General features: G+C 67.9%; 28 protein-coding genes. 14 read left to right on the top strand and 14 right to left on the bottom strand.

Annotation, left to right across the window (positions count from 1 at the left end):
* Window positions 1-101: 101 nt before the first annotated feature.
* Window positions 102-1,082, bottom strand: coding sequence for a glycosyltransferase family 9 protein (locus ACIQC9_RS02430; protein ID WP_400612034.1), 981 nt, complete (start codon window positions 1,080-1,082; stop codon window positions 102-104).
* A gap of 81 nt (window positions 1,083-1,163) precedes the next feature.
* Here ACIQC9_RS02430 and ACIQC9_RS02425 point away from each other — a divergent pair, with 81 nt between their 5' ends.
* Window positions 1,164-1,943 carry a YgfZ/GcvT domain-containing protein gene (locus tag ACIQC9_RS02425; protein WP_400612032.1) on the top strand — a complete coding sequence of 260 codons (780 nt, stop codon included), beginning with the start codon at window positions 1,164-1,166 and terminating at the stop codon, window positions 1,941-1,943.
* A 166-nt stretch (window positions 1,944-2,109) separates the two neighbouring features.
* Here ACIQC9_RS02425 and glyS read toward each other — a convergent pair whose 3' ends face one another.
* Window positions 2,110-4,317: a glycine--tRNA ligase subunit beta gene (glyS, locus tag ACIQC9_RS02420; protein WP_400612030.1), complete on the bottom strand. Its 2,208-nt coding sequence runs from the start codon at window positions 4,315-4,317 to the stop codon at window positions 2,110-2,112.
* On the bottom strand, window positions 4,317-5,204 hold the full coding sequence (locus tag ACIQC9_RS02415) for a glycine--tRNA ligase subunit alpha (protein WP_400612028.1): 888 nt from the start codon (window positions 5,202-5,204) through the stop codon (window positions 4,317-4,319). The genes glyS and ACIQC9_RS02415 overlap by 1 nt, the downstream gene beginning before the upstream one ends.
* Before the next feature lie 110 nt (window positions 5,205-5,314).
* Here ACIQC9_RS02415 and ACIQC9_RS02410 point away from each other — a divergent pair, with 110 nt between their 5' ends.
* A complete protein-coding gene (locus ACIQC9_RS02410) occupies window positions 5,315-6,052 on the top strand; it encodes a polysaccharide deacetylase family protein (protein ID WP_400612026.1) in 738 nt (245 codons plus the stop codon).
* Here ACIQC9_RS02410 and ACIQC9_RS02405 read toward each other — a convergent pair.
* The 5 genes from ACIQC9_RS02405 to ACIQC9_RS02385 all read right to left on the bottom strand — a co-directional run bounded on the left by ACIQC9_RS02405 (window position 6,049) and on the right by ACIQC9_RS02385 (window position 12,706).
* A complete protein-coding gene (locus ACIQC9_RS02405) occupies window positions 6,049-6,972 on the bottom strand; it encodes a hypothetical protein (RefSeq protein ID WP_400612024.1) in 924 nt (307 codons plus the stop codon). The two genes, ACIQC9_RS02410 and ACIQC9_RS02405, sit on opposite strands and share 4 nt — an antisense overlap.
* Window positions 6,973-7,074: 102 nt before the next feature.
* Window positions 7,075-8,031: a fasciclin domain-containing protein gene (locus tag ACIQC9_RS02400; RefSeq protein ID WP_400612022.1), complete on the bottom strand. Its 957-nt coding sequence runs from the start codon at window positions 8,029-8,031 to the stop codon at window positions 7,075-7,077.
* A gap of 213 nt (window positions 8,032-8,244) precedes the next feature.
* Entirely contained in the window at window positions 8,245-9,111 is an 867-nt protein-coding gene (locus ACIQC9_RS02395) for a 4-(cytidine 5'-diphospho)-2-C-methyl-D-erythritol kinase (RefSeq protein WP_400612020.1), read from the bottom strand.
* A 3-nt stretch (window positions 9,112-9,114) separates the two neighbouring features.
* Window positions 9,115-11,004: a tetratricopeptide repeat protein gene (locus ACIQC9_RS02390; protein WP_400612018.1), complete on the bottom strand. Its 1,890-nt coding sequence runs from the start codon at window positions 11,002-11,004 to the stop codon at window positions 9,115-9,117.
* A gap of 55 nt (window positions 11,005-11,059) precedes the next feature.
* Window positions 11,060-12,706 carry an electron transfer flavoprotein-ubiquinone oxidoreductase gene (locus tag ACIQC9_RS02385; protein WP_400615356.1) on the bottom strand — a complete coding sequence of 549 codons (1,647 nt, stop codon included), beginning with the start codon at window positions 12,704-12,706 and terminating at the stop codon, window positions 11,060-11,062.
* A 194-nt stretch (window positions 12,707-12,900) separates the two neighbouring features.
* On the opposite strand from ACIQC9_RS02385, the gene ACIQC9_RS02380 reads away from it, so the two are divergent.
* Window positions 12,901-13,692: a uracil-DNA glycosylase family protein gene (locus ACIQC9_RS02380; RefSeq protein WP_400612016.1), complete on the top strand. Its 792-nt coding sequence runs from the start codon at window positions 12,901-12,903 to the stop codon at window positions 13,690-13,692.
* A gap of 198 nt (window positions 13,693-13,890) precedes the next feature.
* A complete protein-coding gene (locus ACIQC9_RS02375; protein WP_400612014.1) occupies window positions 13,891-15,531 on the top strand; it encodes a lytic transglycosylase domain-containing protein in 1,641 nt (546 codons plus the stop codon).
* A 192-nt stretch (window positions 15,532-15,723) separates the two neighbouring features.
* On the opposite strand, the gene ACIQC9_RS02370 is transcribed toward ACIQC9_RS02375, so the two are convergent.
* The gene (locus ACIQC9_RS02370; protein WP_400612012.1) at window positions 15,724-16,371 is read right to left on the bottom strand and encodes a glutathione S-transferase; all 648 of its coding nucleotides are present in this window, start codon (window positions 16,369-16,371) and stop codon (window positions 15,724-15,726) included.
* A gap of 133 nt (window positions 16,372-16,504) precedes the next feature.
* Here ACIQC9_RS02370 and purB point away from each other — a divergent pair, with 133 nt between their 5' ends.
* The 3 genes from purB (at window position 16,505) to ACIQC9_RS02355 (ending at window position 19,048) form a co-directional block, all read left to right on the top strand.
* Entirely contained in the window at window positions 16,505-17,806 is a 1,302-nt protein-coding gene (gene purB, locus ACIQC9_RS02365; protein ID WP_400612011.1) for an adenylosuccinate lyase, read from the top strand.
* Entirely contained in the window at window positions 17,803-18,297 is a 495-nt protein-coding gene (locus ACIQC9_RS02360; protein WP_400612010.1) for a DNA-deoxyinosine glycosylase, read from the top strand. The genes purB and ACIQC9_RS02360 overlap by 4 nt, the downstream gene beginning before the upstream one ends.
* A gap of 133 nt (window positions 18,298-18,430) precedes the next feature.
* Complete coding sequence (locus ACIQC9_RS02355; RefSeq protein WP_400612009.1) at window positions 18,431-19,048, top strand: fasciclin domain-containing protein; 618 nt, start codon at window positions 18,431-18,433, stop codon at window positions 19,046-19,048.
* A 71-nt stretch (window positions 19,049-19,119) separates the two neighbouring features.
* Here ACIQC9_RS02355 and ACIQC9_RS02350 read toward each other — a convergent pair whose 3' ends face one another.
* On the bottom strand, window positions 19,120-19,443 hold the full coding sequence (locus ACIQC9_RS02350) for a DUF1476 domain-containing protein (RefSeq protein WP_400612008.1): 324 nt from the start codon (window positions 19,441-19,443) through the stop codon (window positions 19,120-19,122).
* A gap of 249 nt (window positions 19,444-19,692) precedes the next feature.
* Between ACIQC9_RS02350 and purC the strand changes: the two genes are divergently transcribed.
* From purC to ACIQC9_RS02320, 6 genes are read left to right on the top strand one after another with little or no spacing between them, the layout of a single operon-like run.
* Window positions 19,693-20,451, top strand: coding sequence for a phosphoribosylaminoimidazolesuccinocarboxamide synthase (purC, locus tag ACIQC9_RS02345; RefSeq protein WP_400612007.1), 759 nt, complete (start codon window positions 19,693-19,695; stop codon window positions 20,449-20,451).
* Window positions 20,451-20,684 (top strand): phosphoribosylformylglycinamidine synthase subunit PurS, encoded by a 234-nt coding sequence (gene purS / locus ACIQC9_RS02340; protein ID WP_400612006.1) that lies wholly within the window; start codon window positions 20,451-20,453, stop codon window positions 20,682-20,684. The genes purC and purS overlap by 1 nt, the downstream gene beginning before the upstream one ends.
* On the top strand, window positions 20,681-20,812 hold the full coding sequence (locus tag ACIQC9_RS02335; RefSeq protein WP_400612005.1) for a hypothetical protein: 132 nt from the start codon (window positions 20,681-20,683) through the stop codon (window positions 20,810-20,812). Before purS ends, ACIQC9_RS02335 begins: the two co-directional genes overlap by 4 nt.
* Window positions 20,813-20,871: 59 nt before the next feature.
* Window positions 20,872-21,336, top strand: coding sequence for a YbhB/YbcL family Raf kinase inhibitor-like protein (locus ACIQC9_RS02330; protein ID WP_400612004.1), 465 nt, complete (start codon window positions 20,872-20,874; stop codon window positions 21,334-21,336).
* A gap of 41 nt (window positions 21,337-21,377) precedes the next feature.
* Window positions 21,378-22,040, top strand: coding sequence for a phosphoribosylformylglycinamidine synthase subunit PurQ (gene purQ / locus ACIQC9_RS02325; RefSeq protein WP_400612003.1), 663 nt, complete (start codon window positions 21,378-21,380; stop codon window positions 22,038-22,040).
* Window positions 22,037-22,588 (top strand): sugar O-acetyltransferase, encoded by a 552-nt coding sequence (locus ACIQC9_RS02320; protein WP_400612002.1) that lies wholly within the window; start codon window positions 22,037-22,039, stop codon window positions 22,586-22,588. The genes purQ and ACIQC9_RS02320 overlap by 4 nt, the downstream gene beginning before the upstream one ends.
* 27 nt (window positions 22,589-22,615) lie before the next feature.
* Here ACIQC9_RS02320 and ACIQC9_RS02315 read toward each other — a convergent pair whose 3' ends face one another.
* The gene (locus ACIQC9_RS02315) at window positions 22,616-22,855 is read right to left on the bottom strand and encodes a hypothetical protein (protein WP_400612001.1); all 240 of its coding nucleotides are present in this window, start codon (window positions 22,853-22,855) and stop codon (window positions 22,616-22,618) included.
* Window positions 22,856-22,908: 53 nt separating this feature from the next.
* Between ACIQC9_RS02315 and ACIQC9_RS02310 the strand changes: the two genes are divergently transcribed.
* Complete coding sequence (locus ACIQC9_RS02310) at window positions 22,909-23,706, top strand: hypothetical protein (RefSeq protein WP_400612000.1); 798 nt, start codon at window positions 22,909-22,911, stop codon at window positions 23,704-23,706.
* Between the two features lie 64 nt (window positions 23,707-23,770).
* Here the strand turns inward: ACIQC9_RS02310 and ACIQC9_RS02305 are convergent, their stop codons facing one another.
* The 3 genes from ACIQC9_RS02305 to ACIQC9_RS02295 all read right to left on the bottom strand — a co-directional run bounded on the left by ACIQC9_RS02305 (window position 23,771) and on the right by ACIQC9_RS02295 (window position 25,548).
* Complete coding sequence (locus tag ACIQC9_RS02305) at window positions 23,771-25,039, bottom strand: aminotransferase class V-fold PLP-dependent enzyme (protein WP_400611999.1); 1,269 nt, start codon at window positions 25,037-25,039, stop codon at window positions 23,771-23,773.
* Between the two features lie 123 nt (window positions 25,040-25,162).
* The gene (locus ACIQC9_RS02300) at window positions 25,163-25,393 is read right to left on the bottom strand and encodes a hypothetical protein (RefSeq protein WP_400611998.1); all 231 of its coding nucleotides are present in this window, start codon (window positions 25,391-25,393) and stop codon (window positions 25,163-25,165) included.
* A complete protein-coding gene (locus tag ACIQC9_RS02295; protein WP_400611997.1) occupies window positions 25,393-25,548 on the bottom strand; it encodes a hypothetical protein in 156 nt (51 codons plus the stop codon). The genes ACIQC9_RS02300 and ACIQC9_RS02295 overlap by 1 nt, the downstream gene beginning before the upstream one ends.
* Window positions 25,549-25,584: the final 36 nt, after the last annotated feature.

Genomic DNA, 25,584 nt, shown 5'->3' with positions numbered 1-25,584 from the left:
GGCGGGGGCCAGTCGGGTGATCGAAAAAATACCGTCCGAAGCGTCCGATGCGTCCGGATCGTCCGGAAGGCCGCCCGCGAACCGGCGAGCAGAAGCGTACCTTACACGCTCGCTACGTCAGAAACGGTCGCCCGTTCAGCCAGCAGCTTCTTCGCCGCCCGGATCACGCGATCGGCGGGCAGGTCGTTCATGTGCTGGAAGGCCTGATTGAGCTTCGGGTCGATCTTGCGGAAGTCATCGACGGTGCGAGGACCGCGGACAGAAACGCCGCCCCACGGGCCGCGCACGCGATCGTCGGACGGTCCGAACAGTCCCAGAGCGGGCGTGCCCGACGCCGCCGCCAGCTGGGTCCACAGGGTGTCGGCGCCGACGTAGAGGTCGGCCTTTTCAAGCGCGGCCACGGTTTGGAGCGGGGTCAGCCGTCTGCCCTGCAGCTCGATCACCCGGTTGCGCTTCAGCGACAGGCGGATCAGGTGCGCCGCCTCGCGGGCGTTCTCTTCGCCCACCACGATCACACGCCCGCCGGCCAGCGGGCCGTCATCGCCGACCAGCGCGGCGGCGACGAGGGCGTAGCGCTCGGGCGGCCAGACCTTGCCCATCCACTCCGCGCCCGGGCCAACAGCGAGGATCGGCGTGGTCTCGGTCGGGATCAGGGCGTCGACCGCGGCGCGGGTCTGATCGCCGACGTAGAGGCGCGGCGCGGGGATATCGTCCAGATGCAGCACCCGGGCGGCCAGTTCGACGGCGTGCACGCCCGGCTCGTCCTGCCCGCGCACAGCCCGCTTCTGGCGCTTCAGCTTGCCGGAGAAGGTGGTGCCGCGCATGTCGACGATCAGGCCCCAGCGCACCGACTGCACCTGACTCCAGAGGTTCAGCCACTCAAGATGGCCTTCCTTCTCCAGCACGATCAGTTTGCGCAGGCGCGGAGTGTCGGCGAACAGCGGCGCGCTTTCGGGCGAGCCGACGACAGTGAAGGTCGCGTTCGGCAGGCTTTCGACCAGATAGGCCAGCACGCCGGACGACATCACGGCCGCGTCGGCCTCGGCCTCGGCCAGATACAGAATTGGGAACCGCCCCGTCATCGGCAGCACCGTACACGGATTCTCGGCGCGAGCAGCGTCTCTCGCCTTTGGCGCGAGGGGAAAGCGCCCTATCTAGCGGCCATGCAGATCACCCGCATCGCCCGTCTGGACAGCCGCGCCCTGATCCGCGTCTCGGGGCCCGACGCCCGGCCCTTCCTGCACAACCTGCTGACACAGGACGTCGAGACCTTGGCACCCGGCGAGCTGAGGTTTGGCGCCCTGCTGTCGCCCCCGGGGCGGCTGCTGTTCGACCTGTTCCTGTGGGGCGAGGACGGGGCGGTGGTTCTGGACGTCGCAGCGGACCGGCGCGAGGCGCTGATGCAGCGACTGGGCATGTACCGGCTGCGGGCGCAGGCGGAGGTCGCGGCGCTGGATGAGCCGGTGTTCGCCTGCTGGGACGGCGAGGCGGCGGGGTTCGCGGCGGATCCGCGTCTGCCGGAGCTGGGCGGACGGCGATACGGTGGCGAACCTGTCGCCAACATGACCGAGGCCGACTGGCGGGCGCATGAGCTGGCGATGGGCGTGCCGGGGACGGCGGACTGGCCGGACGACAAGACCTATCCGATCGAGGCCAACTTCGACCTGCTAAACGGCATCGACTTCCAGAAAGGCTGTTTCGTCGGGCAGGAGACGACGTCGCGGATGAAGCGGCGTGGAGCGATCAAGAGCCGGATGCTGCCGGTGCGGTTTGACGGACCGGCTCCGGCTGTAGGGACCGAAGTGCTGAATGGCGAGCTGCGCGCCGGCGAGGTGCTGGGCGGCGGCGACGGGGCCGCGATGGCGCTGCTGCGGCTGGACCGGATAGACGGGGTGCTGACAACGGATGGGCGGGTGGTCGAGATCGTTCAGACCTACGTCTGAGCCCTATGCCCCCGATCACTCCGCTCATCCCCGCGAAAGCGGGGACCCAGTACTTTGGGTGACAGAGCGAGGCTGTTCTGGATGCGGCGCGCTGTCCCGAAATGCCGCCGTCAAGCTGGAAAGAACTGGGTCCCCGCTTTCGCGGGGATGAGCGGAGAGTGAGAGCCTACCCCGCGATCTGGCCGAAATCCGCCACCCGGCCCATGACATCCCGGACCTGACCCAGCAACCGCAGGCGGTTGTCGCGTTCGCTGGGGACGTCAGAGTTGACCAGCACGGCCTCGAAGAAGGCGTCGACCGGGGCGCGCAGGCCAGCCAAAGCGCGCATGGCGGCCGCGAAGTCCTCGGCGTCCAGCGCGGCGTCGACGGCGGTCGCGGCGGCGGCGGCGGCGAAGGCGAGCGCGGTTTCCTCGGCGGGCTGGTTCGGCAGGCCGGTCTCGACCATGCCGGTCGGCAGAGGCCCCTTCTTCTCCTCGGCGCGCAGGATGTTGGACGCGCGACGATAGCCGGCCAGCAGGTTCGCCCCGTCATCGGTGGCGAGGAAGGCCGCAAGCGCCTCGACCCGACGCACGATGCGTACGAGGTCGTCGTCGCCGAGCGCGAAGACGGCGTCGACGAGGTCGTGGCGTTGGCCTTGATCGCGGAGGAGGACTTTCAGGCGGTCGGCGAAGAAGGCGAGGAGTTCATGGTCCTGCTCCGCTGGGGCATAGCCTTTCCCAAGCGCCCAAGTGTCTCGGAGCAGCTTGTTAATAGCGTCGACCGCCTCCGCCATCAGGGGCCCGGTTTCAAGCGCATGCTCCACGCCGAGCTTTTTGATCTCAGCGAAGGTTTCGGCGTCCAGCCGCTCGGTGTTTAGGGGAAGTTTGGATGCGATGACTCTCGCCCTCTGGCGAGACAGAGGGCGGAGAAGATTTTCTCGGATTCCGCTCTGAAGCGCCAGCCGAATCACACCCAATGCCGCCCGTCGCAGCGCATAGGGATCCTTTGACCCGGTGGGCTTCTCATCGATCGCAAAGAAGCCGACCAGCGTGTCCAGCTTGTCGGCCAGCGCCACGGCCACCGTCAGCGGCGCGGTCGGCACTGTGTCCGCGGGCCCCTGCGGCTTGTAGTGATCGCGCACGGCGTCGGCGATGGCGTCAGGCTGGCCGGCGGCGCGGGCGTAGTAGCCGCCCATGACGCCCTGCAATTCGGGGAACTCGCCGACCATGCCCGAGGCGAGGTCGGCCTTGGCGAGGCGGGCGGCCTGTTCGGCCTGATCCGGGTCGGCGCCGACCAGGGGGGCGATCTCGCGGGCCAGCGCGGCGATGCGATCGACGCGTTCGGCCAGCGTGCCCAGCTTGGCGTGGAAGGTGACGCCCTTCAGCTTGTCCAGCCAGGCGTCGAAGCCGACCTTCAGGTCCTCGTCCCAGAAGAAGCGGGCGTCGTTCAGGCGGGCGGACAGGACGCGGCTGTTGCCGGCGGCCAGCGCGCGGCCGCTGTCGGAGGCCTCGACGTTGGCGACGACGACGAAGTGCGGCGCGAGGCCGTGTCTGGCCGGATCGCGGACGGCGAAGTATTTCTGGTGCACCTTCATCGACAGGCGCACCACTTCCGGCGGCAGGTCGAGGAACTGCGGGTCCATGTCGCCGAGGATCGGCGTCGGCCATTCGGCCAGACCGGCGACCTCGTCCAGCAGGCCGTCGTCGTCGACGAGGGCGAGGCCCTTGTCCGAACAGACCTTTTGCGCGGCTTCGAGGATGCGCAGCTTGCGGTCGGCGACGTCGAGCAGGACGTGCTCGCGCTCCAGCTTCTGGCGGTAGTCGGCGAAGTCTTTCACCGTGAAAGGCTTGCCGGAGCCGAGGAAGCGGTGGCCCTCGGTGGTGTCGCCCGAGGCGATGCCGTCGATATCGAACGTGACCACAGCGCCGTCGAACAGGGTGACGATCCGCTTCAACGGCCGCACCCAGCGCAGCGTGCCGGAGCCCCAGCGCATCGACTTGGGCCACGGGAAGTTGCGGACGATCTGGTCGACCATCTCGGGGATCAGATCGGCGGTCGCCCTGCCCTTCTGGCTGATCACGGCGAACAGGACGCCATCCCGCTCGACCAAATCGTCGCGGGTCAGGCCGGTCTTGCGCAGGAAGCCTTCCAGCGCCTGTTCGGGCGCCGAGGTCTTGGGTCCCTTCAGCTCTTCCTCGCGGTCAGGCGTGGCGGCGGGCAGGCCGTCGATGACCAGCGTCAGGCGGCGGGGGCCTGCGTAGGTGGTGAGCGCCTCATAGTTGAGGCCGGCCGCCTTCAGCCGCTCAGCCGCCATCCGCTCCAGATCACGCGCGGCGCCCTGCTGCATGCGGGCGGGGATTTCTTCGGAGAAGAGTTCGAGGAGAAGTTGGGGCATCAGGCGGTTTTCCGCTCTTGTTCGACGTAGGCGAGCGCACACGCCTTACAGAGTTCCCGGATCCGCCCGATGTAGCTCTGGCGTTCGGCGACGGCGATGGCACCGCGGGCGTCCATCAGATTGAACAGGTGGGACGCCTTCAGGACCTGATCGTAGGCGGGCAGGACCAGCGGCTGGCCCTGCGGCCCGGTCATGGCGAGCAGGCGGGAGACCTCGGCGACCATGTCCTCGAACCGGCGCTTCAGGCCGTCGACGTCATAGCCGTGGAAGTTGGCTTCCGACTGCTGCCGCTCGTTCTCGAGGAAGACCTCGCCGTAGGTCGTACCTTCCTTGGTGAACTTCAGATCGTAAACGTTATCAACGCCCTGCACATACATTGCCAGACGTTCCAGCCCGTAGGTCAGCTCGCCCGAGACGACGTCGACCTCGATGCCGCCGACGCCTTGGAAGTAGGTGAACTGGGTCACCTCCATGCCGTCGCACCAGACCTCCCAGCCCAGCCCCCAGGCGCCGACGGTCGGGTTTTCCCAGTCGTCCTCGACGAAGCGGATGTCGTGCAGTTTGGGATCGATGCCGATGGCCTCAAGGCTCTTGAGATAGAGCTCCTGAAGGTTGTCGGGGTTGGGCTTCAGGATGACCTGGAACTGGTAATAGTGCTGGAGCCGGTTGGGGTTCTCGCCATAGCGGCCGTCTCCGGGGCGGCGGCTGGGCTGGACGTAGGCGGCCTTCCACGGCTTCGGACCCAGCGCGCGCAGGACGGTTGCGGGGTGGAGCGTGCCGGCGCCGACCTCGATGTCATAGGGCTGCATCAGGGCGCAGCCCTGTTCGCCCCAGTATTTCTGGAGGGTCAGGATCAGGTCCTGGAAGGCGAGCGGTTCGGTCGTCACGGCGGGCTTTTACAATCCGGGGAGAATGGCGGCGGACCCTAGACGGGGCCGTATCGGCGGGCAAGGCGAGGCCATACGGTTCCTTAAGCGCGACCCGCTATCACGCCCCCATGAAGCAGATCGACCAGATGCGTCGGCGGGCGGCGCGCTATCTCGACGTCGAGGCGGTGGAGATCGCGCCGGCGACGGGCGTGTTCTCGCTGAGCTTCGACGACATACCGGCGACGGCGTGGACCGAGGCGGGTCCGATCCTCGCGGAGCATGGGGTCAAGGCGACCTACTATGTCTGCGGCGGTCTGGCGGGACGGCGGAACATGGACCGCGACCAGTTCGTCGAGCGGCACCTGCAGGAGCTGCACGCGGCCGGGCACGAGATCGGCTGCCATACCTTCGGCCACACCAGCGTGCTGCGGATGAGCGGTGACGCGCTGAAGCTGAGCCTCGACTTGAACGCCGCGTGGGTGGCCGAGCGGCTGGGCGGGTACCGGATGGAGACGTTCGCCTACCCGTTCGGGGACTGCACGCTGGGGGCCAAGCGATATGTGCGTAGCCGGTTCGTGCTGGGGCGCGGCGTGCGCGACGGGGTCAATGCAGGCCGCGAGGACCGGGGGCTGATCAAGTCCGTCGGGCTGGAGAGCCGGCGACTGCCGCACTACGACCTTGAGGCGCTGATGGCGGAGACGGCGGCGTCGAAGGGCTGGCTGACGGCCTATGGGCACGATGTATCGGACCAGCCGACGGACTACGGCTGCACGCCGGAGGATCTGAACCGGGTGCTGCGGCTGGCGAAGGCTGCGGGACTGGAGATCAGGCCGGTGGGCGAGGCCTGGGGTGCAATAGCGGCCTAGGCCGCTTCCGCCTGAGGCTCAGCCTTCCGCGCATCGGCCCATTTGATCAGCGCCGCTCTCGGCCAAGCGACGATCCACGAGCGGGCGGTGTACTTGCCCTCCTCAATCAGCGCGGCGCGGGTGGGGGAACTGGTGGCGGCGCGCTGGGTGTGGATGTCACCGGGTCCCTGATGGATCAGGAAGGCGCCGTTGTTCAGCGGGTTGACGCGGAGGTAGGCCAGCCGCGGGCTGATCTCTTCCAGCGGGGGATCGTAGAACCACGAGGAGCCGAGCATGCCGGCCATCTCGGGGCGGCGTTTGCAAATTTCGGCGGCGGCAGCCCAGGCGCGGTCCCAGCCGGCCTCGTTGAAATCGCGCAGGCAGCGGCTCTCGGTGTGAACCTCCAGCCACGGCTTCCAGGCCTGTGCGGCGGCGTAGGCCGGGATGACCGACCAGCCCCAGCCCTCGCGGGCGTGACGCAGGATCTGGCCCGGCCCCATGGGCGAGGACAGGTCGATCATCTGGGTGCGGGCGCCGGGGACGCTGAGCACCAGCGAGATGCGCACGTCCTTGGCCCAGAAGTCGCGGTCGTAGGGATCGTCGGCCTTCGTCAGGAAGTCGGCGAGGCGCTGGATCCACTCGGGATAGAGCTCCATTACTGCCGGGGGCATGTTCGCGGCGGGCACGCGGGCCGGCATTTCCAGCGCCCAGATGGCGACGAGCGCGCGGCGGTGGTCATCGGTCAGAGCAGCGCCGAAAGCTTCGGCCAGATGCTCCTGGGCGCGATGGCCGGGCTGGTCGAAATCCCAGTGGGGGGCAGACGCCTCGGCGGCGGCGGCGGCGGCGTCCTTGAGCGCGTGCAGCTTCGCGCGGTCGTCGGGCGAGACCCTTGCGACGACAGCTTCGAACGCGACGATCTGATCAGGCGTGAGCGTTTCCATGACCTCAGGATAACGAACCTGAGTTTGCCGACCGTTAAGCGGACAAGCGAAAGGCGGCGGACCTTTCGATCCGCCGCCTTCGATGCCTTCAAAGCCGTGAACTTACGACTGAGGCTGGGCCGGGGGTTCCGAACCGTCCTCGTCGCCGTCAGCCGGATCCGGCGTCTCGACGGGAGGGGTGGTGCGGGCCGGGTTGTCGACCTGGCCGTCCGTCGGGTTCGGGACCGGAGGAGCGGCGGTGGTAGTAGTCGTTGCGGCCGGTTGGCCGTTCGGCGCGGTCGTGCCGGGCTGGGCGGGCGCCGTCGTGGTCGTCGCCGACGGGGTCGCCGGAGCGGCCGGGGCGGCGGCGGCCGGAGCCGGGGTCGTGGTCGCCGGGGCGGCGGCGTCGGCAGCCGGAGCGGCGGCGTCCTCGTCACCCATGGCCGCCTGCGACTGGGCCGGGTTCAGCACGCGATCGATCGGGAAGACTCCGCCGTTCGAGGCGTCCAGCTCAGCCTGCGTCACCGTCGCGGCGTCGGCCTTGATGGATTCGCCGGTGCCGTCGATCTGGATCTTGGCGCCGCCAGCGGTCTCGACCGGACCGGCCGCGCCCTTGATCTGGCCTTCTTCAACGTCGGCCACCAGCACGTGGTAGAGCAGCAGGCTGCGCAGCTCCTGGGCGTTGGCGGGGTCCATCAGGCGGGTCCGCTCGGCTTCCGGAAGGGCCGCGAAGGCCTCGTCGGTCGGCGCGAAGATCGTGATGGCGGGACGCGACGCGAGCGTCTCGGTCAGCTGGGCCTGATCAAGCGCCGACAGCAGGGTCGAGAACTTGCCCTGGGCTTTCAGCACATCGATGACCGAGTTGGTCTGGGCGGCCGGAGCGGCGGCCTGGGTCGTCGCGACGGCTGGAGCCGTCGTCGCGGCCGGCGGCGTCACAGGAGCCGGAGTGGTCGCCGGCGCCGGCATGGTGGCCGGGGGCGTCTGGGGCGCCGGGGTCTGCTCCGGGGTTTGGGCGAAGGCGGCCGGGGCGACGAGCATCGCGGTCGCGGCGGCGGCGGTCAGAAGACGGGTTCTCAGCATGGGTGTATCCCTTCCGTGGAATGATCAGCCGCTTGGGAGACAAGCGCGGCCATTAGGCGGTGGAGACAGAGAAAGCCTCTACGTCGCCTTGAGTTCCATATTGGTCACAGGAGAAAGAAATTCACCCCATAGAACGGGGTCATCTCAAGGCCATTCAGGGTCAGCTTCACAATATCGCCGATATACCGCCTTAAAGCTTTGCGGCGACGACCATCATCTCAGAATGGTGGAGCTTACCCACCAGTCAGGCTTCTCGTTGCTGAGCTTTTTCGCAGCGTTGCTAGCGTCGACAGCCGACTCGAACAGGGCAAAAGCCGTTGCGCCCGAACCGGACATCCGGACCAGCCGGACGGCGGGCAGGTCGCGGGCGGCCGACAGCGCCTCGCCGATCGCAGGCTGGTTTCGAACGGCGGGCGCCTCCAGATCGTTCCGTCCTTCCGCCAGCCAGGCGATGACCATCGGAACATCCCAGATCACCGGCGGGGCCGGACGGTCAGCGCCTGCTGCGACACCCTCATCATAGGCGCGATAGACGGCGCCGGTTGGCGACGGGACCCCGGGGTTGATCAGTACCGCGGGAAGCGGCGGCAGACGGGGCTCGAACTCCAGATGATCTCCCCTGCCCCCGGCCCATGCGGCGCGGGCGTGAACGCACATGGCGCCGTCCGCGCCCAAGGTCCCGGCGATATCGGCCAGTGCAGTCTCATCGAAGGGAAGGCCCAGCAGGTCGCGCGCCAGACGCAGCGCGGCGCCGGCGTCCGATGATCCGCCGCCGAGGCCGGCCGCGATCGGCAGGACCTTGTCCAGCGTCACGCGAAGGGGCGGTTCGCCGATTCCCGCCGCCTGTCCCAGCGCCCGTAGCGCGCGCAGGACCAGATTGTCCGGCTCACCGGCGAGCGCGGAGCCGAAGCGTCCCTGAACCGTCAGCGACAGCCGATCGCCGCGTTCGACGGTGAGGCGGTCGCCGACGTCCGCAAACGCCACGAGGCTGGCGAGCGGATGGTAGCCGTCCGGCTGTACCGGCCCGACGTGAAGGAACAGATTGACCTTGGCGGGCGCCAGGCCCGTCAGCGTCGTCATGCGTCAGGGTTCGCCGGCGGTGGCGGCCTGTTGCGTCGGGGCTGCCGAAGGCTCCAGACCCGAAGCGATCTTGCGCTCGACCTCGGCGCGGCGTTCGGCGTCCGGATCCAGCGTCAGGACACGGGTCCACTGCCAGCCGGCTTCCCGGCGACGGCCGACCTGCCAGTAGGCGTCGCCCAGATGGTCGACGATCTCGGCGTTGGCGGGCTGTTTGGCCACGGCCTGTTCGAGGGTCTCGACGGCGGCTTCATAGTTGCCCTGCTTGAACTGGGCCCAGCCGAGCGAGTCCTGGATGTTGCCGTTCTCGGGTTCGGCTGCATGGGCGCGGGACAGCATCTCGGCGCCCTGATCCACCCGGCGGCCGGTATCGACCCACATGTAGCCGAGCTGGTTCAGAATGGTCGGATTGTCCGGGGCCGCTTGCAGGGCGGTCCACAGTTCGGCCTCGGCCTCGTCGATCCGGCCCAGCTGGTTCAGGGCGTAGCCGCGCAGGAACCGGATATCGAGGCTCTGGCCCTCGGTGTTGATCGACGGGCGGTTCAGCACGACGAGCGCGTCGTCGAAACGCTTCAGGTCCAGCAGGCCGGCGGCCAGACGGCGCGCCACGGCCGGCTGGTCCGGAGCGACGGCGTCGGCGCGCTGGAGAACGACCAGGGCCTCGTCCTGACGCTCTTCGCCGGAAAGGATTTCGGCGATGCCGACCTGGGCGGCGGCGTATTGGATGGGATTGGTCTGGCCGACACGGCCAAAGGTCTCGATCGCCAGCTGGCCATGGTCGGCCCGGGCGAGGGTCTGGCCGAGGCGCAGGGTCACGCTGTCGTCCGGTCGCAGCGCCAGCGAGAGCTGGAGGTAGATGACCGCGAGGTCCTGTCCGCCCAGCTCCGACGCCTCAAGAGCGGCGAAATTCATGGCTTCGGCGCCGATCTCGGCGATGGTCGGCAAGGCCGGCGCGCGGCCACGATGGTTCACGCGGTTCAGCTCGACCAGCGCGCGCGGGTCCGGCGATGGCCCGGCCAGAGCGGCCAGGTAGGCGTCGCGCGCGTCGTCCCGGCGGCCGCGTCGCTCGAGGAAGGCACCGTAGTTGATGCCGTACAGACGCCGTCCCTGCGGCATGGCCATCAGGGTTTCATACTCGGCCTGAGCGTCGTCATGGCGGCGGCGGAGCTCAAGCAAGCCGGCGCGCTGCTGGCGCTGGATCAGGGCCGTGGTCGGTTCGGTCGGATCGGGGACCACCTCGGCCAGCGCTGCGTCCCAGTCGCCGTCCTGCGCGGCGATGGCCTGGGACAGATAGCCGACGGCACGGTCAAACGGAGGGGTGAACGGCTGACCGGTGATGTCTGCCCGGGCGGCGCGACCGTCGCCGCGACGCAGAGCGTCGACCGCCGTGGCAAGACGCCCGGCCTCGCCCAGCGGCAGGGTGCGGGCCTCGGCGGACAGGCGGGTGACGCTGTCCAGATCGCCGGCCAGCAAGGCCGCGAGGAAGGTCTCATTTGCCAGCGTCGGCTGTTCGGGGGCCAGTTCCTGACTGGCGGCCAGATATTCGGCGCTGGTCTCGCGGTCTCCGCGCATGCCGGCAAGGCGGCCGGACAGATAGAGACCATAGGCGGAACGGCCCTCGGCGTCCGTCGGCGCCGGCGACCAGATCGCGGGGATCGGCGGGGGCGGCGGCGGGACGGGCGGGCGATCGATCTCCTCGGTCCGGATCACGATCGGCTCCGCGCCCGACGTCGGCGCATCCTGCGGCGCGACCACGACAGCGGGCGCGGATGGCGGCGGCGAGGCCTGAAGCTCGTTCAGCGCGGGCGAAGACGCAGGCGTCTCCTGCGCGGCGACGGTCGAGGCGGCGAGGGCCGCACCGGCGAGCAGGACGAGACGAAGACGGATCATGCGCATGGCCCGAACCTTTCCCGAATATGCGGCGACGACAAGGCCTGACGTGTCTGTCCCGTTACATGTTCGGATAGTTGGGCCCGCCGCCGCCCTCGGGCGTGGTCCAGACGATGTTCTGAGACGGGTCCTTGATGTCGCAGGTTTTGCAGTGGACGCAGTTCTGGGCGTTGATCTGGAAGCGCGGGTCGGCGCCCTTCTCGTCGTACAGGACTTCGTACACGCCGGCCGGGCAGTAGAGACGGGCCGGCTCGCCATAAAGCGGCAGGTTGACCCGGATCGGCACCGACGGATCGAGCAGGCGCAGGTGGGCGGGCTGTTCCTCGGCGTGATTGGTGTTGGAGATGAACACCGATGACAGCTTGTCGAACGACAGCTTCCCGTCGGGCTTGGGATAGGCGATCGGCTTGTGGTCCGCAGCCTTGCCGGTCGAGGCGGCGTCTGTTTTGCCGTGCTTCAGGGTCCACGGGACGTTCAGACCGGTGAGCGACGAGAACCACATGTCCATCACGCCCAGCGCGCCGCCGATCGTGGTGCCGAACTTCGACAGATAGGGTTTGGCGTTCCGGACCTGCTTGAGCTCCTTGTAGACCCAGCTCTTCTCATAGGCTGTCTGATAAGCGTCCAGCACATCGCCTTCGCGGCCGGCGACGACGGCGTCATAGGCGGCGTCGGCGGCCAGCATGCCGGTCTTCATGGCGTTGTGGCTGCCCTTGATGCGGGGCACGTTCACGAAGCCGGCCGAGCAGCCGATCAGGGCGCCGCCCGGGAAGGCCAGCTTCGGCACGGACTGGAAGCCGCCCTCGGTGATCGCACGGGCGCCGTAGGAGATGCGGGTTCCGCCTTCCAGATGCTCGGCGATCGCCGGGTGGTGCTTGAAGCGTTGGAACTCGTCGAACGGCGACAGGAACGGGTTTTTGTAGTTGAGGTGCACGACGTAGCCGATGGCCACGTAGCGATCGCCGAAGTGATACAGGAAGCTGCCGCCGCCGGTGTTCTCGTCCAGCGGCCAGCCGGTGGAATGCTGGACCAGACCGGGGCGATGCTTGTCCGCCGGGATCTGCCACAGCTCTTTCAGGCCGATGCCGAACTTCTGTGGGTCGGCCGAGTCACACAGGTTGTGGCGGGCCATGATGGTCTTGGCCAGCGAGCCGCGCACGCCCTCGGCGATGAAGACGTATTTGCCGTGCAGCTCGATGCCGGGCTGGAACTCACCGGTCGGCTTGCCCTCGCGGTCGATGCCGAAGACGCCGGCGACGACGCCCTTCACCCGGCCCGTGGCGTCATCCCAGACCACATGGCTGGCGGCCATGCCGGGATAGACCTCGACGCCCAGAGCCTCGGCCTGTTCGCCCAGCCAGCGGGCGAGGTTGGCCAATGAGGCGATGTAGCAGCCGTCGTTGTGCATCAGCGGCGGCATGGCGAACATGGGCAGCGACGCCTGCCCCGCCGGGCCCAGCAGCAGGAAGCGGTCCTCGGTGACCGGCGTCTCCAGCGGCGCACCGCGGGCCTTCCAGTCGGGGAAGAGTTCGTTCAGCGCCTTGGGATCGATGACGGCTCCCGACAGGATGTGGCCGCCGATCTCGGCGGATTTCTCCAGCACGGCGACGGAGATCTCCTTGCCGTCCTTTTCCGCGCGCTGCTTCAGGCGGATGGCGGCCGACAGGCCGGCGGGACCGCCACCGACGATGACGACGTCGTATTCCATCACCTCGCGCTCGACGCCCGTCAGAGCCTCGGCCGCCGGCAGCTTGTCGATCACGGCTTCCTGCCAGGCGTTGGTCGCCCCGCCCTCGATCTCGGCCATGCCCGGTCTTCCTCGTCGTCAGTGTCGTCTTGTTACATGCGGTTATCGGGAGGTGACGCGGGGGCGGTCAAGGCTTATCCCTGCGCCTCAGACGCATGAACACACAGCCCCTCGATACGGCCGCCGCCGAAAGCCTGCTCGCCTTCTGGCGCGATGCGGGGGTCGACGCCTGTTTCGAGGATGCGCCGGTCGATCGGACGCATGTGGCGCCGACGCCCTCCGTGAAGGCGGTGGCCAAGGCGACCGCCTCGATCGGGGCGGCGCCGGTGCAGGCGTCCGGCGACGCGATCGCCGAGGCGCGCAGGCTGGCGGCGGGGGCGGAGACGCTGGAGGCGCTGGGACTGGCGATCGCCGGGTTCACAGGCTGTCCGCTCAGCGGCATGGGCGCGACCCAGTCGGTCTTCTCGCGCGGCAATCCGGAGGGCGACCTGCTGGTGATCGGCGAGGGCCCGGGCGCGGACGAGGATGCTCAAGGCAAGCCGTTCGTCGGCAAGGCGGGGCAACTTCTGGACCGGATGCTGGACGCGGCGGGGCTGGGCGAGCGAGCCTTCATCACCAACACCGTCTTCTGGCGGCCGCCGGGCAACCGGACGCCGACGCCGGTCGAACAGACCATCTGCGCCCCCTTCGTCGAGCGCGCCTTCGCCCTGCTGCAGCCCAAGGCCGTGCTGCTGCTGGGCGCGGCGGCGTCGAAATCGGTGCTGTCGACGGATGAGGGAATCATGCGGCTGAGGGGCCAGTGGAAGGAATGGCGGTTGCCGGAGGGCGCTGTGTCCGCCCCGGTCATGCCGACGCTGCACCCCGCCTTCCTGCTGCGCACGCCGATGGCGAAGAAGGCGGCCTGGGCCGACCTGCTGGCGCTGGCGGCGCGGCTGGACGAGGCCTGATCACTCCCGCGTGAGGCGACTCAAAAGCGCCTCAAATCCCCCGGAAACTTGACACGGACCCCGATTGCACGGGCATACAGGGTCTGACGACCAAACGAACAGCGACGAAGCGGACCGTGTCGAGACGGCTGATTTCGCGCTCTCAGGGGGGCCGCCGTAGTGGTGTCTTGTTTCCGCCGCGCGTTTTTCGCGCCGACGTTGGCTATCGCGTTGTGCGCATTTGCGGCCGCCTCTCATGCCGAGGAAGGCAGCCGGCGCGCGCCGTCCGCGCTGAGCGCCGCGGATCGCCTGAGCTACACCACCGCCTTCGACGCCCTTCGCCGCGGCGATCTCGAGACCGCCCGCACGGCGGCGCGTCAGGCGCAGGATCGCGTCCTGCTGGGTCAGGTCGAGTTCGAACGCCTGTTCCACCGCGACTACACCGCTACCTATGAGGAGCTGTCGGCCTGGCTTGACGAATACGCCGACCTGCCGTGCGCCCGCCGGGTCTACGATCTGGCGGTCAGCCGCCGCCCCGACGGCGCGCCGGACCCTCGCCGTCCGTCGGGTGTGATCATCAGCAGCCGCACTTGGGCCGCCGTGGCGCAGGCGGGCGGCAACAGCACGGGCGACCCGGCCAAGGCCGCGCGCGTCGCCTACAACGACAACGACATGTTCACCGCGGCCACTGTCGGCGAACAGCTGGGCGACTGGTGGACCGTGGGTCTGGCTCAGTACCGGCTGGGCGAGTTCGGCAAGGCGAAGACCGCATTCCAGCGCGTGCTGGACGATCCGACCGAGGACGGCTGGGTTCGCGCCGGCGCGGCCTTCTGGGCGGCGCGGGCGGCGGGCCAGTCGGGCCAGCTGGATCAGGTCCAGCCGCTGCTGCACCGCTCGGCCAGTTGGCCGGCCAGCTTCTACGGCCAGATCGCCATGCGTCAGCTGGGCATAGAGCCGACCATCGAGAACCTCGGCCCCACGGCCTATGGCGAGGCCCGCCCCTACCAGACAGCCGCCTATGACGAGCCGGTCGGGGTCGGGGCGGACGAGCTGGACGCGTTTGTACGCGAAGACGCACAGGCGCGCCGCACCGTCGCCTTCTATGAAGTGGGCCGCCGGTCGGACGCCCGCGACGAGCTGCGCGTCGGCATCCGGGCCGCCGTCACGGACAAGGGCCGCCAGATGTGGGCCGCGCTCGGCCGCGCGCTGGGCCGGGGCGTGGTCGGCGCGGACGGCGACGCCCGCCGGATCGACGCGACCCTGTATCCCCAGCCGGTGATCGACCCGCAGGGCGGCTTCACCATCGAGCGCTCGCTGGTCTATGCGATCGCCCGCAAGGAAACCAACTTCAACGCCCGTGCCCGCTCGGGCGCCGGCGCCTACGGCCTGATGCAGGTGATGCCGACGACGGCGTCCGAGCTGACCAACGACCGGACCTTCGCCCGCAACCCGACCCAGCTGTTCGATCCGGCGGTCAATGCGCGCCTGGGTCAGGCCTATGTGACCCGCGTGCTGGCCATGCCGGCGATCAACGGGGACCTGCTTCGAGCGGCCTCGTCCTACAACGCCGGGCCGGGTCCGATGGTGAAAGCCGTCAGCCAGTTGGGCCAGAACGCCGACCCGCTGCTGCTGATCGAGACGATCGAGGTGCCGCAGGCGCGCGAGTATGTGGAGAAGGTCGTCGCCGCCTACTGGATCTATCAGCGTATGAACGGCCGGCCGTTGAACACGCTGGACGCCGTGGCCTCGGGCGCGACGCTGGTTCCGCTGGCGCTGGACTATGTCGCCCCGCCGCCGCAGCCGGTGGAGACCGCACCGGTTCAACTCGCCTCGGTCGCGACGACGAGCGGCGGGCAATAAGTCCTAGATACGCACCAGAAGCAGCGCCGGCAGACAGCAGGCGACAATGATCATCACCCCGTAAACCATCAGGCTGGGGCGTTTGGCGGCGGGCTGTTGGGCTTGGGTCTGCATCACATCCCCTGAACGCCACGGGCGTCATCAGGCTCCCACGATAGCGGTCGTATCTTAAGTTCGGATTGGAGTGTGCGGTTAACGCAACGCTGCCGCCGACCACTCAAGGAAGTCCGGCTGGGCCAGCAGGGCGTCGCGATAGGCCGCCGCCGTCCCATCCTCATCGCCGTACGCCGCAAGATCGACCTGGAAGTGCCGGAAGCGGGTGGCCACGGGAGTGAAGAAGGCGTCCGGCACCGACCACTCGCCGAACAGATAGGGGCCGCCCTGACCGAACCGGGCGCGCATGTCGCGCCACAGGCCGACGATCCGGCGAATATCCCGCTCCAGCCCCTCGCCGGTCGGGGTCGGCGAGCGATCCGGCCCGACCATGGTGTGGTCCGGACCCATGCCGCAATAGGTGCGCAGGGCCATAAAGCCGCCGTGCATCTCGCAGGCGGCCGAGCGGGCCAGCCAGCGCGCGTGGGCGTCCGACGGCCATAACTTCGCTTCGGGGTACCGCTCTGCCGCCCAGACGGAGATGGCCATGGAATCCCAGACCGTCTCGCCATCGACCTTGAGCAGGGGCACGAGCCGCGACGGCGAAATCCGCTCCAGCTCGGCCTGACCGGCGGGGGAGTAGATGTCGAGTTCGGTCACCGTGAACTCAGCGCCGCAGCGTTTCAGCACCAGCCACGGGCGCAGCGACCAGGTCGAATACAGACGCGGTCCGATGATCAGTTCCATACGACCCTCCCGAGGTTCACGGACGGCATACGGCGACAGCGCCGGATTCGCCACGGCGGGTAGCCTGAGTTTGATCGCCCGAAACACAAGCGGCGCTTGACTCGGAACGCCCCTGCCCCGACACGGCGCGTCCATGATCACGCGCTATTCCCGCCCCGACGCCGTCGCCATCTGGTCGCAGGAGACCAAGTACCGGATCTGGTTCGAGATCGAGGCCCACGCCGCCACCAAGATGGCCGAGCTGGGCGTCATTCCGGCTGAAGCCGCCGAGGCGATCTGGGCCAAGGGCAAGGACGCGGTGTTCGACGCCGACCGTATTGACGAGATCGAGCGCACCACCAAGCACGACGTCATCGCCTTCCTGACCCATGTTTCAGAGATCGTCGGCGACGAGGCGCGCTTCCTGCACCAGGGCATGACGTCGTCGGACGTGCTGGACACCTGTTTTGCGGTGCAGCTGGCCCGGGCCTCGGACCTGCTGATCGGCGGCGTCGACCGGGTGCTGGCGGCGCTGGAGACGCGGGCCAAGGAGCACAAGTTCACGCCGGAAGTCGGCCGCAGCCACGGCATCCACGCCGAGCCGATCACCTTCGGCCTGAAGCTGGCCGGCTATCACGCCGAGTTCCAGCGGGCGAAACGTCGCCTGATCACCGCCAAGGAAGAGATCGCCACCTGCGCCATCTCGGGCGCCGTGGGCACCTTCGCCAACGTCGATCCGGCGGTGGAGCAATACGTCGCCGACAAGATGGGTCTGCAGGTCGAGCCGGTCTCGACGCAGGTGATCCCGCGCGACCGTCACGCCGCCTTCTTCGCGGCCCTGGGTGTCGTCGCCTCGTCGATCGAGCGGCTGGCGACCGAGATCCGCCACCTGCAGCGCACGGAAGTCCTCGAGGCCGAGGAGTTCTTCGACAAGGGCCAGAAGGGCTCGTCGGCCATGCCGCACAAGCGCAACCCGATCCTGACGGAGAACCTGACGGGTCTGGCCCGGCTGGTCCGTTCGGCGGTCGTCCCGGCGATGGAGAACGTCGCCCTGTGGCACGAACGGGACATCAGCCACTCTTCGGTCGAGCGCGGCATCGGCCCGGACGCCACCATCCATCTGGACTTCGCCCTCCACCGGTTGGCGAACGTGGTCGAGCGGCTGAACGTCTATCCGGAGAACATGCAGAAGAACATCGACCTGCTGGGCGGACTGGTGCACTCGCAGCGGGTGATGCTGGCCCTGACGCAGGCGGGCGTGTCGCGCGAGAGCGCCTATGCCGCCGTTCAGGAGAACGCGATGAGGGTCTGGCGCGGCGAAGGCAAGTTTATCGACTTCCTGAAGGCGGACGAGCGGGTGACGCTGCCGCATGACCAGCTCGAGGCTCTGTTCGACCTCGGCTACCACACCAAGCACGTCGACACCGTCTTCACGCGGGTTTTCGGAGCAGCGTGAGCCTGAAACGCGCCTTCGACCCGGTCGTCGACGCGAGGACGCGGCTGCTGATCCTCGGCAGCCTACCGGGCGACGCTTCGCTCGAAGCAGCCCAGTATTACGCTCACCCGCGTAATGCCTTCTGGCGGCTTCTGGGCGGCGTCATCGAGCGCGATCTGGCCGGTCTGGCTTATCCGGATCGGCTTGAGGCCCTCAGAGCGGCGCATCTGGGCCTGTGGGACGTCATCGCCCGGGCGGAACGAAGGGGCAGCCTCGACCAGGCGATCCGAAATGCCGAGGCATCTGATCTCCGTCAACTCGTGGCCAACCTGCCTGAGCTGCGCGCCGTCGCCTTCAACGGCGCGACGGCCGCGCGTATCGGACGTCGCTCTCTCGGCGCGGCGCCGGGCCTGCGCCTGATCGATCTGCCGTCGTCCAGTCCCGCACATACGCAGTCGTACGCCGACAAAGCGACAGCCTGGGCGGTCTTGCGGGCGGCTGTTTCAGGCTAGCCGATGTCTCGGTGACACCGCATGCGATCACGTGTCACGCCGGGAAACGTGATCACAAACGCATCCTTTGGGCGGCTGAACCGTCTCTTACACGACGCCGCCGTACGCGCGGCCGTTCTCAGGAGAAGTCACCATGAATTCCCGCATTCTCGCCATGACTGCCGCCTCGATCGCCGTTCTGGGCCTCGCGGCCTGTAATAAGGCCGAAGAAACGCCCGCCGCCGCGCCCGCCGCCACCGACGCCTCCGCCATGGCCCCCGCCAGCACCGATCCCATGGTCGGCGGCGTCGCCATGAGCCCTAACGACACCATCGTCGCCAACGCCGCCAAGGCTCCGAACCTGACCACGCTGGTCAGCGCGGTTCAGGCCGCAGGCTTGGCCGAGACGCTCGGCGGCGCCGGACCGTTCACCGTCTTCGCGCCGGACAACGCCGCCTTTGAAAAGATTCCGGCCGCCACCCGTGACAGCCTGATGGCGCCCGCCGGCAAGGCCGACCTGACCAAGATCCTGACCTATCACGTCGTCCCCGGTCGCCTGACCGCTGCCGACCTGCAAACACAGGCGCAGGCTGGTGGCGGGACTGCAACCCTGACCACCGTGCAGGGCGAACAGCTGAAGGTCTCCGCCGGCCCGAATGGCTCGTGGGTCGTCACCGACGCCAAGGGCGGCACCTCGACCATCACCCAGGCTGACGTCGGCCAGTCGAACGGTGTGGTGCACATCGTCGACACGGTCCTGATGCCGAACTAACTCTCGGCCAGACAGCGAAAGGGCCGCTCCAGCGATGGAGCGGCCCTTTTTTGTGGCTGACAGATCCTGTCCTAGCCGTCGTTTCGGATTTGCTCGCGGGCAACGGACGACAGCTCGTCCATCTTGCGGCGGATTTCGCCTTCGGACACCACGAGACCGGCGCCTTCCAGATCCTGCTGGATCTTGCGGTAGACGTCTTCCTCGCCCGGCTGTTCGAAATCAGCCTTGACCACGGCCGAGGCGTACTGGTCGGCACTGTCGGCGTTCAGTCCCATTTTCTCGGCAGCCCACAGGCCCAGCAGCTTGTTGCGGCGGGCCACGGCCTTGAATTCCTGAGCCTGATCGAGCGCGAACTTGGATTCGAAGCCCTTTTCCCGATCGTCGAAGGTGGTCATGGGCGTACTTGAGGCTCCGCTTGGGCCGCGGAGCGGCCAGGTCGAGGTGATCTATAGCCGCCCCACGCCGGACGCAATCGAAACCCGACACCGTCCGGAAGCCGACTTTTCCCACGTGGCGTTTGTGTCGCGCACGCCGTTCCGCTAGGTTGCGCCGCGTCAAATTCCCCTGCCCGCCCGATTCACCGTCGCGCCGCCTGGACTGGCTCCAGCCGCGCGATTTTCGTTTCCGGCGGGGCGAGACCGAGCATGAACGTCAAGCGCAAGAAGCTCTACGAGGGCAAGGCCAAGATCCTGTACGAAGGACCGGAGCCCGGCACCCTGATCCAGTACTTCAAGGACGACGCCACCGCCTTCAACGGCGAAAAGAAGGCCCAGCTAGAGGGCAAGGGCGTCATCAACAACCAGATCAGCGAGTTCGTCATGTCGCGCCTGAACGGCATTGGCGTGACCAACCACTTCATCAAACGCCTGAACCTGCGCGAGCAACTGATCCGGGAAGTCGAGATCATTCCGCTGGAAGTCGTCTGCCGCAACGTGGTGGCCGGATCGATGAGCAAGCGCCTCGGCATCGAGGAAGGCACGCCCCTGCCGCGGTCGATCATCGAGTTCTACCTGAAGAAAGACGAGCTCAACGATCCGATGGTGACCGAAGAGCACATCACCGCCTTCAACTGGGCCTCGACGCAGGAACTGGATGACATCCTGGCGATGACGGTGCGGGTGAACGACTATCTGTCGGGCATGTTCGGCGCCGTCGGCATCCAGCTGATCGACTTCAAGATCGAGTTCGGCCGCGTCTGGGAGAACGAGTTCGCCCGCGTGATCCTGGCCGACGAGATCAGCCCGGACAGCTGCCGTCTGTGGGACATGACGACCGGCGAGAAGCTGGACAAGGACCGCTTCCGCCGCGATCTGGGCAATGTGATCGAGAGCTACACCGAAGTCGCGCGCCGCCTGGGGATCATGAAGGGCATGCCGACCGTGATTCAGGGGGGACTGCACTGATGGCCAAGGTGAAGGTGCATGTGTTCCTGAAACCCGGCGTGCTGGACGTTCAGGGCAAGGCCGTCGAGGGCGCCCTGAAGGGTCTGGGCTGGGGCGGGGTGTCCGACGCCCGCGTCGGCAAGCTGATCGAGTTCGACTTCGCCGGCGACGATCCGCAGGGCGAGGCGAAGAAGATGTGCGAGACCTTGCTGGCCAACACGGTCATCGAATCCTACCGGATCGAGGTGGCGTGAGCCGCATCGCCAAGCTTCTGATCGCCCTGTTCGTGCTGGCCTGCTGCCTGATCTTCGCGGGCGCGCTGGCGGGCGGGCTGATGGACGACAGCGCCTTTACGCAACAGGCCAAGGACGCGGCCCACTGACGGTGACGATCCGCGCTGTCGCGCGTTAGGCTGGCTCAACTCGAAAGCGGAAGCCGCCCATGACCTTCACCCTGACCTCGAATGACATTACCGACGGTGGCGTGCTGCCGGACGCGCAGGTGCAGGCGAAGGGCAACACCTCGCCGCATCTGAAATGGTCAGGCGCGCCTGAGGGGACGAAGAGCTACGCCATCACCGTCTATGATCCGGACGCGCCGACCGGCTCGGGCTTCTGGCACTGGACCGTGGCGAACATTCCCGCGGACGTGGGCGAGATCGCGACGGGCGGCCCGGTCCCGGCAGGCGCGGTCGAAGGCCGCACCGACTATGGTGAGCCCGGCTTCGGCGGCGCCGCGCCGCCTCCGGGCCATGGGCCGCACCGGTATATCTTCACCGTCTTCGCGGTGGACGTGGACAGCCTGCCGGTCACGCCGGAGGACTCGGGCGCCAAATACGGCTTCAACCTGCACTTCCACACGCTCGCCAAAGCAACGATCACGGCGACCTACGAGAACAAGGGCTGAGCGCCTGACAGACGCGATGAAGCCTGCTACATGGCCGCGCCATGAGCGCAGCCGTCATCGTCTTCCCCGGTTCCAACTGCGATCGCGACTGCAAGGTCGCCGTCGAACGCTCCACCGGCGAACCGGTGCAGATGGTCTGGCATCAGGAGAGTGAGCTCCCGTCAGGGCTGGACCTGATCGTCCTGCCGGGCGGCTTCTCCTACGGCGACTACCTGCGTTGCGGCGCCATGGCGGCCCAAGCGCCGATCATGCAGGCGGTGAAAAAGGCGGCGGACGACGGGGTCGCGGTGGTCGGCATCTGCAACGGCTTCCAGATCCTGTGCGAGGCCGGAATGCTGCCGGGAGCGCTGCTGCGCAACTCAGGGCTCAAATACGTCTGCAAACCGATCAGCCTGACCGTCGCCAACGGCCAGACCCGCTTCACCTCGGGCTATCAGGGCCAGCGCGAGGTCGTCATGACCCAGGGCAACGGCGACGGGAACTACTTCGCCGACTCGGAGACCCTGAAGCGGATCGAGGGCGAGGGGCAGGTGGTGTTCCGCTACGTCGACAATCCGAACGGTTCGGTCGCCGACATCGCCGGGCTTCAGAATGCGCGCGGCAATGTGCTGGGCATGATGCCCCACCCGGATCGAGCCTTCGAGGCCGAGTTGGGTTCGGCCGACGGCGCGACGCTGTTCCAGAGCATCTACAACGCGGCGTGACCGCGCTCACGGAAAAGCAGAAGATGCTGGCCGGGGCGCCTTACGACCCCGGCGATCCCGAACTGGTCGGCGACCAGGCCGCCGCCAAGCGCTGGATGGTTCGCTACAACGCTGCTCTCGCCGCCAGCCCGGCGGACAGGCTTGCCTTGTTGCGGGAACGGCTGTCGTCCGTCGGCGATGGCGCGGTGATACGACCGCCGTTTCACTGCGACTATGGCTTCAACATCCACCTCGCCGAGGGCGCCTTTTTGAACTTCAACTGCGTCATCCTCGACGTGTGCGAGGTCCGGATCGGTGCGAGAACGCAGATCGGGCCGGGGGTGCAGATTCTGACGCCGGATCATCCGCGCGATCCGGCCGAACGGGCCAAGGGGGTCGAATGGGCCCGGCCCATCAGCATCGGTGCGGACGTCTGGATCGGCGGAGGCGCGATCGTGTTGCCGGGCGTGACGATCGGGGATGGTGCGATCATCGGTGCAGGCGCAGTGGTCACGCGTGACGTGCCCGAAAGCGCGACCGCCTTGGGCAATCCGGCGCGGGTGCGCTGAGCCTCACAGCCCAGCGCACAGCTGTCGTCAGGGCGTGGCGTCGCCCCGAGTGTCGTCGGTGGAGCCCTGAACGCTGACCGACTCGTCGAGATCGTCCTCCTCGTCTCCAACGTCGACGTCAGGCGTCGAGACGCCGCCGGGATCGCGCTGGGCGGCGATCTCGCGGGCGCCGAGGCCCTGCCCGTTCTCGACGGCGCGATTAGCTTCGACGGTATCGGTTTCGAAGGTCGGATCTTCCGCGGGGGTGGGGCGATCGGCGTCGGTCATGGCGTTCTCCTTGTGAAGATTGAACCGACGCGAGGCTGAGCGGTTCCAGCATCATGTCGATCATCCGCCCCACTCCCGCCCAGACCACACGTCGCTTCATCGTCATGGCGAGCGTGCTGTTCGCCATTGTCGTCGCCTATGGCCAGATGGCCGGTGGATGGGGCCAGACCCCGTCCGAATTCGCCGCGGACAGCGACGCAAATCTGAGGGTGGCGAGTTACGCGTTCGCGATCTGGGGGGTCATTTATCTGGGTCTGGTCGTTTACGCCGTGCGGCAGGTTCTGCCCCAGACGGGTGAGAGCGACATGATCAACCGGTTCGGCTGGCCCTCGGTCGTGTCTTTCCTCGGGATCGGCCTCTGGATCGTGGCGTCCGCGGCCGATTGGGAGCTGGCGACGATCGTGATCATCTTCGGCTCCCTGCTGGCCGTGTTGGTCCCGCTGGTGACCTATTCGGGTCTGATCCGGTCACTCTCGCTGCGGGATCGCGATCGCTGGATGACGCTCTGGCCGCTGGCCTTGCTGGCAGGCTGGCTGACGGCGGCCGCGCCACTGAACCTGATCACGGTGCTGACCGGTAACGGCCAGATTCCGACGGGTGGGACCGGAACGCTGGTGGCGATGGGGGCTGTCGTCGCAATCACGATTATCGCTCTGGCGGTGACCCAGCGCATCCGGACCATGGCCTACGCCCTGCCCATCTCGTGGGCCCTGCTGGGCGCGTTCGTGGCGGAGCAGGAGCGCAACCCATCGCTCGGCTTCCTCGCGCTAGGAGCTGCGCTGGCGGTTGTCGTAGGCGCGGTGATCCTGACCTTCCGGCTAAAGCCGGGCGTGGAGCGCGCCTCAGCCTAGGCCAGCGCACGCACCTCCCGCAGGGCCCGCTCCAGATCTTCGGCGTTGTTGCGGATGCTGGGCGTCAGACGAACGTACTGCCGGGCGTAAGGCGCCAGCGACGCCATGATCCGGCGGGAACGCAGCTTCTCGACCGCCGCCGCCGGTGTGACGCCCGCGATCTCGAACGACACGATGCCGGCCGACAGCTCTGCGTCCTGAGGCGTGTGGACGGCCACGCCGCGAATGGCGGAAGCGAGGTCTTGAGTTCATCCGCCAATTCCGCCGTGCGAGCGGCGACGGCCGCACGACCGACGCGATTGTGCAGGTGGAACGCCTCGGGCAGAGCCCACAGATGTTCGAACGGTTTGAAGCCGCCGGGCGTCATCAGACTGCCGGTCGTGCGCGAAGCCGGGGCGCTGTTGATCCAGCCCGAGTAGGCGCCGGAATCTAGGAAGCTGGGAATTGTCGGATCCACCGCGCCCCAGCCCGCCGCCGTGCCGGCGATCATGCCGGTCCCGCGCGGTCCGAACAGCCACTTGTGGCAGCCGCTCATCAGGAAGTCGCAGCCCAGCGTGTCCAGCCCGGCGTCCTGATTTCCGAAGCCGTGGGCGCCGTCCAGACAGAAGATCACCTTCCGGTTCGCCGGACGGTCCGCGTTGATCGCCTTCAGGCGTTCGGAAATCCGGGCGGCGGGGATCTTGAGACCCGTGGACGACTGGACCCAGGTCAGACCGAGCACCCGCGTCTCGGGCCGGATGGCGGAGATGACCCGGTCGACCATCTCGTCCGCCCGCGCACTTCGCGACCCGCCTTCGTGGATCGAAACCCGCCGCACGGTCGCGCCGCGCTTGGCCGCGGCGTACCGGGCCGCTTCATGGGTCACATAGTAATCCTGCCGCACCGTCAGGATTTCGTCGCCGGGGTTCAGCTTCAGGCCGTTGTAGACGAGGGCCACCGCCGAGGTGGTGCTGTCGGTCAGGGCGATCTGGTCTCGGCCGCAACCGAGATAGCGGGCCACGGCGGAGCGGCCGGCGTTCTGGCGATCCTTGTTGTCCTTGAGGGCGACGACCGGCTGGCGGTCCAGCGCGCGGCGATAGCGGTCGATCGCCTCGCGCACCGCTCGGGGATGTGACGCCAGCAGCATGGCGCTGAGGTCGACATAGTCGGGATCGAGATCGAACTCGGCCCGGACGCTGTCCCAGATGTCAGACGACACGGGCGCGGCCGGTTCGGCCGGGTTCCCCGACCGCGGCGCGACGGAATAGTAGGGCACCTGCGCGGCCGCGGCGCTCGCCACCAGCCCCCCGCCTGCGCCCAGCAAGGCGCCCCTCAGCATCGTCCGTCTGTCCATTTTAGCCCCCGAAACCGGTCGGGGACGAGGTCATACATACTCAGGGCTGCATAAGGTCAAGCTTGCGACCAGGAGTCGACGGACGACCGCCTCTCTGGCGACCAACCGGCGACGAGGACGGCTTCAGTCTGGGGACGTCTGGCCGGGAGCTTTGTCTTCGCCCTCGATCTCGAACACGCCGTCCTCGTCAAAGCCTGTGCTGCCCACGCCTTCGGCCGAGCCGGTCAGGCGCTGACGGCGACTTTCGAGTGCGCGCTCAGGTGCAGTCTCGATCAGGCGCTTGGCTTCTTCCGGATCGTTGGAGAGGTCCATCTGCTGATGGTCAGGGGTGATGTCGTCGCGGCTGTGGCCCATCACACGCCCTCCCCGTCTTCGCCTTCGCGGTCATCGTTGGCGGCCTCTTTCGCCACGCGCTCTGCAATGGCCGAGGCGCCGGCGTCGTCCGCAGCGATCTCCGGAGCGTTCGGATCCTCGGGCGTTGCGGCGGGGTCGATGGGTCGGTCAGGCATGGCGGCCTCCTTTCCATCAACAATGGACAGGCGAGG

Origin of the sequence: Brevundimonas sp. NPDC092305, from assembly GCF_044755415.1 — a bacterium.
Lineage (GTDB): Bacteria > Pseudomonadota > Alphaproteobacteria > Caulobacterales > Caulobacteraceae > Brevundimonas.
This window is presented reverse-complemented; position numbering and strand designations above follow the sequence as displayed.